The sequence below is a fragment of the uncultured Sphingomonas sp. genome (assembly GCF_946477935.1).
GTDB lineage: Bacteria > Pseudomonadota > Alphaproteobacteria > Sphingomonadales > Sphingomonadaceae > Sphingomonas.
Window position 1 is genome coordinate 1 of record NZ_CAMLAC010000167.1, and the last position, 7,778, is coordinate 7,778.

The window sequence follows — 7,778 nt, forward strand, 5'->3', positions numbered from 1 at the left end:
CGCGCGGTGGAAGCGCAGGCCCGCCACGGTCGCCAGCCCGGCACTGTCCAGCAACAGCATCGGCGACCCGCTGTCGGGCAGCGTCTGCCCGGCATAGAGCCCGGTCGCCATCACCACCGGCGCGGCGGGCTTCACCACCACCTCCTCGGCATCCAGCACCGAATCGATGCCCAGTGCATAGTCGCCGTCGCGCGTCGCGACGATCGCCAGCGAGGCGAGCTGCCCGCCCTCGATCCCCAGGAAATCCGCCAGCGGCAGCAGCGGCAGGCGCCGGCCGCGTACGGTGGCGACCGCGGCATCGCCCACCATGTCGATCCGCACCTGATCCCCCCGGATCGCCACGATCTCCTCGATCGCCTGGCGTGCGACCGCGAAACGCTGCCCGCCGGCTCCCAGCACGATCGTCGAGATGATCGACAGGGTCAGCGGCACATGGATCACCAGCCCCAGCCCGCGCCCGGGCTGATTGTTGATCGAGATGCGCCCGCCGATATGCTCGATATTGGCGCGCACCACGTCCATCCCGACGCCGCGGCCGGACACGGCAGAGGCCACGTCACGGCTCGACAAACCCGCCTCAAAGATCAGCTCCAGCCGTTCCGCCTCCGACATGGCGGCGATCTCGGCCTCGCTGCGGATGCCACAGGCGATCGCCTTGGCGACGATGCGGCCCATGTCGATGCCGGCGCCGTCATCGGTGATCTCGATCAGGATCTGGTTGCCCGACTGGCGCGCGGCGATCACCAGTTGCCCCGTCTCGTTCTTGCCTGCGGCACGGCGCTTCGCCGGCGCCTCGATGCCGTGGTCGATCGCATTGCGCACGATATGCGCCAGCGGATCGCGCATCAGCTCGATCATCTCGCGGTCCAGCTCGACGTCCGCACCGTCGATGCGCAGCGCCACCGCCTTGCCCAGATCGGCAGCCGTATCGCGCACCATGCGCGGCAGGGCGGAGAACAGCGCCTCGATCTTCTGCATGCGCGTGCGCGTCACCGTGTCGCGCATGTCGGCGACGGTCAGCGACAGCCGGTCCAGCGCCGCCTCCAGCCGCGGGTCCAGCGTCTCGTCACGCAGCCGCCGTGCCAGCTCGTTGCGCGCCAGCACCATCTCGGACATGCCGCTCATCATCCGGTCGAGCAGATCGACGTTCAGCCGCACGCTGCGACTGGCGGCGCGCGGCGCGCTCGGCTGGCTGCCTGCCGTCACCGGCGCCACCTCGCCGCTCAGCGCCGCGATCAGCAGGTCCTCCGACGAATCGTCCAGCCCCGCCCCCGCATCGATCGCCTCGACGATCTCGCCGATCCGGTCGACGATCGCCAATACCGCGTTGACCAGGTGCGTATCGGGCACGCGCGTGCCGTCGCGCACCGCGGCCAGCACGTCCTCGGCGGCGTGGCTCAACCGCGCGAGGCGCGGCAGGTCCAGAAAGCCGCAACTGCCCTTCACGGTATGGACGAAACGGAAGATCGCATCCAGCCGCGCCCGGTCCGTGGGCGCCGCTTCCCAGGCGACGATCTCGCCCGACAACGCTTCCAGAGTTTCGCGCGTCTCGGCGATGAATTCCTGCAACAGGTCGTCCATGGGTCCTCGATCAGCGCCTTGATGGACACCGATGTGGACCGCGACCGGTTAAGAGGCGGTTTAGGCGGCCTTCGTCACACTGCGCGCCCCATCACACTGCGCGCATCGCGGCGCCCAGGATCATCACACCCTCCGCCGGCTCGGACACCAGCACCTGCCCGCTCGCCTCCGTCGCCAGCGTATGCACCAGGAACGCCGCCGCCCCGCGCGACGTCACCTCGCCGCTCCCCTCGCCCTGCACCAGCGTCCGCCGCAGATCCGGATCCAGCGCGATCCGCGCACCCTCGATCTTCACCACGATCTCGATCGCGGTATCATGCACCTCGGCACCGACATCGATGCGCCCGCCGCGCACCAGCGCCTCGACGCCGATCAGCGCCAGGTTCAACAGGATCTTGACCGCGGGCTTGGGCAGTTGCGGCTCCTCCACCACCCAACCAAGCGTCGTGCGGCGATTATCCGCCAGCAGTCCCTCGATCGCGGCCCGTGCCTCGCGCATGTCCACCATGTCGCCGAACCCGCCCGCCGCACCGAACGCCAGGCGGAAGAATTTCAGCTTGTTGGCGGATGCCCGCGCGCTTTCCGCCAACAGGTCCATGCACCGCGCGCGCATCGCCGGATCGGTCTCATCCGCCAGCAATTCCAGACCGTTGTTGAGCGCACCCACCGGGGACAGGAGATCGTGGCACAGCCGCGAACACAGCAGGCTCGCGAAATCCACCGGACTGACGGTCATGAATAATCCTTCCAACAGGATTGCCTATCTGACGGAGGCGCGGGGTCTTCGCAAGCGAGTGTGACGCGCGTGAACCGCCCATGCCGCTCACCTGCCGCCACCGCGCGCCAGGCGGTGACCGCATCGCCCGCCACCAGCAGCCACAACCGCCCGTCCGGGGCGGCATCCGCCGCATCGCGCGGCGACGGCTCGGCCAGACCGCTGGGATGCGAATGATAATGGCCCAGCACCGCCGGGCCGCCGCCCCGCGCTTCGCGATACGCGCCCAGCAGCGCCGCCGGATCGATCTCGAACCGGGTCGCGGGCGTCACGCTGACATTGCGGCAGGCACGCGCCTCGCGGATATGGGCTTCGTCACCCAGCAACAGGCCGCACACTTCCAGATCCGGGGAAGCCGCCGCCGCCGCCCGAATTCTTTTCAACGTGTCGCTTGAAATCGTTACGGTCATGCGCACATCGGTACGGTATGGACCGGGGGGTTTCCATCCTTGAAGCGACGATCGCGCCTGCGGCTGACGGCTGGCGGCTGGATCGTGCGCTGGCGGACGCGGTGCCGACCTTGTCGAGAGAGCGCCTGAAGGTGCTGATCGCGAGCGGGGCGGTGGCGCGTGACGGCGTACTCGCCCGCGATCCCGCCAAGCGCGCCAGCAGCGGCGACCTGTTCCTGGTCACCGTGCCCAACCCGACGCTGCCGCATAACGAGGCGCAGGATATTCCCCTCGTCGTCGCCTATGAGGACGAGCATCTGATCGTCATCGACAAGCCGGCGGGGCTCGTCGTGCATCCGGCGGCGGGCAATCTGGACGGGACGCTCGTCAACGCGCTCCTCCATCATTGCGGCGGATCGCTGTCGGGCATCGGCGGCGTCGCGCGGCCGGGCATCGTCCACCGCATCGACAAGGATACCTCCGGGCTGATGGTCGCCGCCAAGACCGATCGCGCGCATGAGGGGCTGGCCAAACAGTTCGCCGCCCACTCGATCGATCGCCGCTACCGCGCGATCACCGGCGGCATCCCCAAGCCCGCCGAAGGCTCGGTCGACGCACCGCTCGCGCGCAGTCCGCAGAACCGCAAGAAGATGGCGATCGTCGCCGGCGGCAAGCGTGCGGTGACGCACTACCGCACCATGGAGCGGCTGCGTGATGCCGCGCTGGTCGAATGCCGGCTGGAGACGGGGCGCACGCATCAGGTGCGCGTCCACATGGCCTCGATCGGCCACGCCTTGCTGGGCGACCCGGTTTATGGTAGAACAAAAGGTACACAGAAAGGGCTGCTCGAAACGCTCGGTTTCCGCCGACAGGCCTTGCACGCGGCGCATCTGGGGTTCATCCACCCCGTGAAATCCGTCGCTTTGGCGTTCGAAAGCCCGATGCCTGCCGATATGCAGGAACTGTTCAGTCAGCTTCACGTATAGGACGGAGCATACCGCATCGCCGAAAACGGCATCGCGGCATGGGCTCCAAGGAAGGGAGATCAAGGATCATGGCAAAAAGCAGCAACGTCCCGGCGACGATTCCTGCGCTCGGCGGGGAGCAGTCGCTCAACCGCTATCTCGCCGAGATCAAGAAATTTCCGATCCTGGCGCCCGAGCAGGAATATATGCTCGCCAAACGGTTCCAGGAACATGGTGATCCGGATGCGGCCGCGCAACTGGTGACCAGCCACCTGCGCCTCGTCGCCAAGATCGCGATGGGCTATCGCGGTTATGGCCTGCCCACCTCCGAGCTGATCTCGGAGGGCAATATCGGGCTGATGCAGGGCGTGAAGAAGTTCGAGCCCGATCGCGGCTTCCGCCTCGCCACCTATGCGATGTGGTGGATCCGCGCGTCGATCCAGGAATATATCCTGCGGTCGTGGAGCCTGGTGAAGATGGGCACCACCGCGGCGCAGAAGAAGCTGTTCTTCAACCTGCGCCGTATGAAGTCCAAGCTCGACGCGTTCGAGGATGGCGACCTGAAGCCGGAGGATGTGGCCAAGATCGCCACCGATCTCGGCGTCAGCGAGGGCGATGTCGTGTCGATGAACCGTCGCATGGCGATGGGCGGCGACACGTCGCTCAACGTGCCGATGCGCGAGGATGGCGAGGGGCAGTGGCAGGACTGGCTGGCCGACGACACGCCGCTGCAGGACACCGTCGTTGCCGAGCAGCAGGAGGCGGATGTCCGCCACGGCATGCTGGTGTCCGCAATGGATGACCTCAACGACCGCGAAAAGCACATCCTGACCGAGCGCCGCCTGACCGACGACCCCAAGACGCTGGAGGAACTCAGCCAGGTTTACGGTGTCAGCCGTGAACGCGTCCGCCAGATCGAGGTGCGCGCCTTTGAAAAGCTGCAAAAGGCGATGATGCGTCTCGCCGGTGAGAAGCGGCTGCTCGCCGCCGCCTGACATGGGCCGCACCGTCGTCATCGGCGGCGGCGCGGCCGGCATCGCGGCGGCGCGGACCCTCCACGATGCAGGGCACGACGTAGCGCTGGTCGAGGCGGGTAACCGCCTCGGCGGTCGTGCGTACAGCGTGCCCCTCACCCTCGCCACCGGTCATGTCACCGTCGATTTCGGCTGCGGCTGGCTGCACTCGGCACGGCGCAACCCATGGGTCGAGATCGCCGAGGCGGCGCGCCTCACCATCGACCGATCCTCGCCCAACTGGGGTGTACAATGGCGCGACCTGGGTTTTCCGGCCCCGGAGCAACGCGCCTTTGGCGACGCTTGGGACCGGTGGGAACAAGCCGCCCGCGCCGCCCTGGACGGGCCGGACCAGCCGCTTTCCGCATTCATCGCACCGGACGATCCCTGGCGCGCGATGATCGACGCCATCTCCGGCTATGCCAATGGCGCGCCGCTGGATGCCGTCTCGCTGCACGACTGGATCGCCTATGAGGATGCAGCCGGCGAGGAGAACTGGGCTGTTATGGAGGGATATGGCACGCTGGTCGCGGGTCACGCCCGGCCGCTCGCCGCCCATCTGAACACGGCCGTCACCCGCATCGACCACCGGGGGCAGGCCATCCGGCTGGATACGGACGCCGGCACGCGGACCGCCGACCGGGTGATCGTCACCGTTCCCACGCCCGTGCTGGCCACGGGCGAGATCGTCTTCGATCCACCCCTGCCGGACAAGCAGGACGCCGCCGCGAACCTGCCGCTGGGTCTGGCCGACAAGGTGTTCCTTGCCGTCGACCGCCCGCCCTGGCCCGCGCATCAGCATCTGACCGGCAACCCGCACGCGGCCTGCACCGCCAGCCACCGGCTGTCCCCCTTTGGCTGGCCGATCGTGGAAAGCTTCTTCGGCGGCGCCTGTGCCGCGGCAATGGAAAGCGAGGCCGCCGCAACCGCGTTCGCGGTCGACGAACTGGTGGCGCTGCTCGGCAGCGACTGGCGCACCCGCCTCCACCCGCTCGCCGCGACCGACTGGGGCCATGCCGCCCATATCCGCGGCAGCTACAGCCACGCGCGGGTCGGCCATGCCGGTGCCCGCCGAACCCTGGCCGAGCCCGTCGACGACCGGCTGTTCTTCGCCGGCGAAGCCTGCTCGTCCCACGACTTCTCCACCGCGCACGGTGCCTACGCCACCGGTGTCGCCGCGGCACATGCGGTCATGACAGCGGGCCGTTCGCTCGCCTAGAAGGGCGGCCATGTTCCGTGCGCTCCGCTGGCTGCTCAAGGCCGCCCTCATCTTCGTCGCCGTCACCGTCCTGTGGGTCGGCCTGTACCGGTTCGTGCCGCCGCCCTTCACCTTCACCATGCTGGGCGATGTCGTCGGCGGGCGCGGGGTGACCAAGGACTGGATGCCCCTGTCGCAGATGGACCCGGACATGCCCCGCGCCGCCATCGCGGGCGAGGACGCGCGCTTCTGCGAGCATCACGGCTTCGACTTCAATGCGATCGCCAGCGCGGCCTATCGCAATGCAAAGGGCGGGCGCATCCGCGGCGGATCGACGATCAGCCAGCAGACCGCCAAGAACGCCTTCCTGTTCCAGGGGGGCGGCTATGTCCGCAAGGCGGCGGAGGCCTATTTCACCGTGTTGATCGAGGCGCTGTGGGGCAAGCGCCGCATCATGGAAGTCTATCTGAACATCGCGGAAACCGGAATCGGCACATACGGCGCCAATGCCGGTGCCATGCGCTACTTCCATCACAACGCCTCGCGCCTGTCACCGACAGAGGCGGCGCGCATTGCCGCCGTCCTGCCGCTGCCCAAGAAGCGAGAGGCGGTCTCCCCCGACGGCTTCGTGCGCCGCCACGGCAACCGTATCGCCCGTTATGTCGGCGTCGTCCGCCGGCAAGGGCTGGATGCCTGCGTCCGGTGATCAAACCCTCTCCCCGGCGGGGAGAGGGAATCACACCGCTACTTTTCTTCGCCGGAAATCGCGTCCCCGGCCTTGTCCGCCGCGGCACCGACGCTCCGCGCAGCCGACGCCACCGCATCGTCCTTGCGGCTTTCCGCGCCGTTCTGGCTGAACAGGAAGAAGGCGCCGATCACCACGGCCACCAGCAGGACCAGCGCGATAGCCACCCCGCCGCCGCCGCGACGCTCGATGATCGTCGTGGTATGGCCTGCCGGTGCAGCCCCGTTGGTGGTCGTCGTCGTGTCGGAATAGCGCTCATCGGCCATGACGTTGTTCCTCCTCCTTAATTTCCAAGGGGGCAAACGCCATGGCCGGCAAACTCGTTCCCGCGCCGGAACGGATCAGATCGGCAGCTTGAAGCCCGGCGGCAGCGGCAGGCCGCTGGTCATCTTGCTCATTTCCGCATTCGATGCGGTATCCGCCTTGCCACGCGCATCGTTGATCGCGGCAGCCAGCAGGTCTTCCAGCATCTGCTTCTCGGACACCTGCATCAGCGAATCGTCGATCGAAATGCCGATGATCCGGCCCTTGGCCGATGCCTTCACCTTTACCAGCCCGCCGCCCGACGCGCCCTCGACCTCGATCGTGTCGAGATTGGCCTGCGCCTTCTGCAGCTCGTTCTGGACGTTCTGGGCCATCGCCAGGATGTCGTCTAGATTCTTCACATCATGCTCCGTTTTCCGGGCCATTCCACGAGTTCGGTCTCGGGAAAGGCCTCCCGTGCGGCACGCACCATGGGCGAATCCCAGGTTGCGGCCTTGATCGCCTCATCCCGGACCTGCTGCGCCTCGTTCAGCGTCGGCTGGCCCGGAACATCGTCCAACGTAATGCGCCAGGCGCTTTTCGTCATCGTCTTCAGCACCGCCGCCAGATCGGTCAGCGTATCCGCCGCCATCGGCCGGCTACCGCTGAACACGATCTCCGGCGGTTGATAGCGCACCAGCCGGCCCCCCTGACGAAGCCGCGCGACGAGCAGAAGTTCCCCCTCGGCGTCCAGACGCTCGACCAGCGCCTCGAAACTCTCCGGCATTTGCGGCGCGGGTGCCGGCGCAGCCGGTGCCCCGCCCGCCCCATGCCCCGGCTGCTGCGTCAGTTGCCGCGCCAGCTCGCCC

At 67.8% G+C, this 7,778-nt stretch carries 9 protein-coding genes and 1 pseudogene; 4 read left to right on the top strand and 6 right to left on the bottom strand.

Annotated elements, in window-relative coordinates; translation table 11 throughout:
- The 3 genes from Q0U08_RS14930 to Q0U08_RS14940 all read right to left on the bottom strand — a co-directional run.
- A partial coding sequence (locus tag Q0U08_RS14930; protein WP_298092274.1) for a chemotaxis protein CheA occupies positions 1–1,581 on the bottom strand: 1,581 nt, incomplete at its 3' end.
- A gap of 91 nt (positions 1,582–1,672) precedes the next feature.
- The gene (locus tag Q0U08_RS14935) at positions 1,673–2,317 is read right to left on the bottom strand and encodes a histidine phosphotransferase family protein (RefSeq protein ID WP_298092276.1); all 645 of its coding nucleotides are present in this window, start codon (positions 2,315–2,317) and stop codon (positions 1,673–1,675) included.
- Complete coding sequence (locus tag Q0U08_RS14940) at positions 2,314–2,766, bottom strand: M67 family metallopeptidase (protein WP_298092278.1); 453 nt, start codon at positions 2,764–2,766, stop codon at positions 2,314–2,316. Before Q0U08_RS14940 ends, Q0U08_RS14935 begins: the two co-directional genes overlap by 4 nt.
- Positions 2,767–2,783: 17 nt before the next feature.
- On the opposite strand from Q0U08_RS14940, the gene Q0U08_RS14945 reads away from it, so the two are divergent.
- From Q0U08_RS14945 to mtgA, 4 genes are all read left to right on the top strand, one after another.
- Complete coding sequence (locus Q0U08_RS14945; RefSeq protein WP_298092279.1) at positions 2,784–3,731, top strand: RluA family pseudouridine synthase; 948 nt, start codon at positions 2,784–2,786, stop codon at positions 3,729–3,731.
- Between the two features lie 68 nt (positions 3,732–3,799).
- A complete protein-coding gene (gene rpoH / locus Q0U08_RS14950) occupies positions 3,800–4,705 on the top strand; it encodes an RNA polymerase sigma factor RpoH (RefSeq protein ID WP_298092280.1) in 906 nt (301 codons plus the stop codon).
- Between the two features lies 1 nt (position 4,706).
- Positions 4,707–5,942: an NAD(P)/FAD-dependent oxidoreductase gene (locus Q0U08_RS14955; RefSeq protein WP_298092281.1), complete on the top strand. Its 1,236-nt coding sequence runs from the start codon at positions 4,707–4,709 to the stop codon at positions 5,940–5,942.
- Positions 5,943–5,952: 10 nt separating this feature from the next.
- Positions 5,953–6,627: a monofunctional biosynthetic peptidoglycan transglycosylase gene (gene mtgA / locus Q0U08_RS14960; protein ID WP_298092282.1), complete on the top strand. Its 675-nt coding sequence runs from the start codon at positions 5,953–5,955 to the stop codon at positions 6,625–6,627.
- Positions 6,628–6,665: 38 nt separating this feature from the next.
- On the opposite strand, the gene Q0U08_RS14965 is transcribed toward mtgA, so the two are convergent.
- From Q0U08_RS14965 to Q0U08_RS14975, 3 genes and pseudogenes are all read right to left on the bottom strand, one after another.
- Entirely contained in the window at positions 6,666–6,932 is a 267-nt protein-coding gene (locus tag Q0U08_RS14965) for a hypothetical protein (protein WP_298092283.1), read from the bottom strand.
- A gap of 75 nt (positions 6,933–7,007) precedes the next feature.
- Positions 7,008–7,331, bottom strand: coding sequence for a YbaB/EbfC family nucleoid-associated protein (locus tag Q0U08_RS14970; protein ID WP_112382552.1), 324 nt, complete (start codon positions 7,329–7,331; stop codon positions 7,008–7,010).
- Positions 7,328–7,778: pseudogene (locus Q0U08_RS14975) on the bottom strand (DNA polymerase III subunit gamma/tau); the annotation flags it as partial. The pseudogene Q0U08_RS14975 and the gene Q0U08_RS14970, both read right to left, overlap by 4 nt.

Bases quoted from the DNA above. Each gene is read 5' to 3' on its own strand.
- rpoH (WP_298092280.1), top strand. From the start codon at position 3,800: ATGGCAAAAAGCAGCAACGTCCCGGCGACGATTCCTGCGCTCGGCGGG.
- mtgA (WP_298092282.1), top strand. From the start codon at position 5,953: ATGTTCCGTGCGCTCCGCTGGCTGCTCAAGGCCGCCCTCATCTTCGTC.
- Q0U08_RS14935 (WP_298092276.1), bottom strand. From the start codon at position 2,317: ATGACCGTCAGTCCGGTGGATTTCGCGAGCCTGCTGTGTTCGCGGCTG.
- Q0U08_RS14945 (WP_298092279.1), top strand. From the start codon at position 2,784: ATGGACCGGGGGGTTTCCATCCTTGAAGCGACGATCGCGCCTGCGGCT.
- Q0U08_RS14940 (WP_298092278.1), bottom strand. From the start codon at position 2,766: ATGACCGTAACGATTTCAAGCGACACGTTGAAAAGAATTCGGGCGGCG.
- Q0U08_RS14965 (WP_298092283.1), bottom strand. From the start codon at position 6,932: ATGGCCGATGAGCGCTATTCCGACACGACGACGACCACCAACGGGGCT.
- Q0U08_RS14955 (WP_298092281.1), top strand. From the start codon at position 4,707: ATGGGCCGCACCGTCGTCATCGGCGGCGGCGCGGCCGGCATCGCGGCG.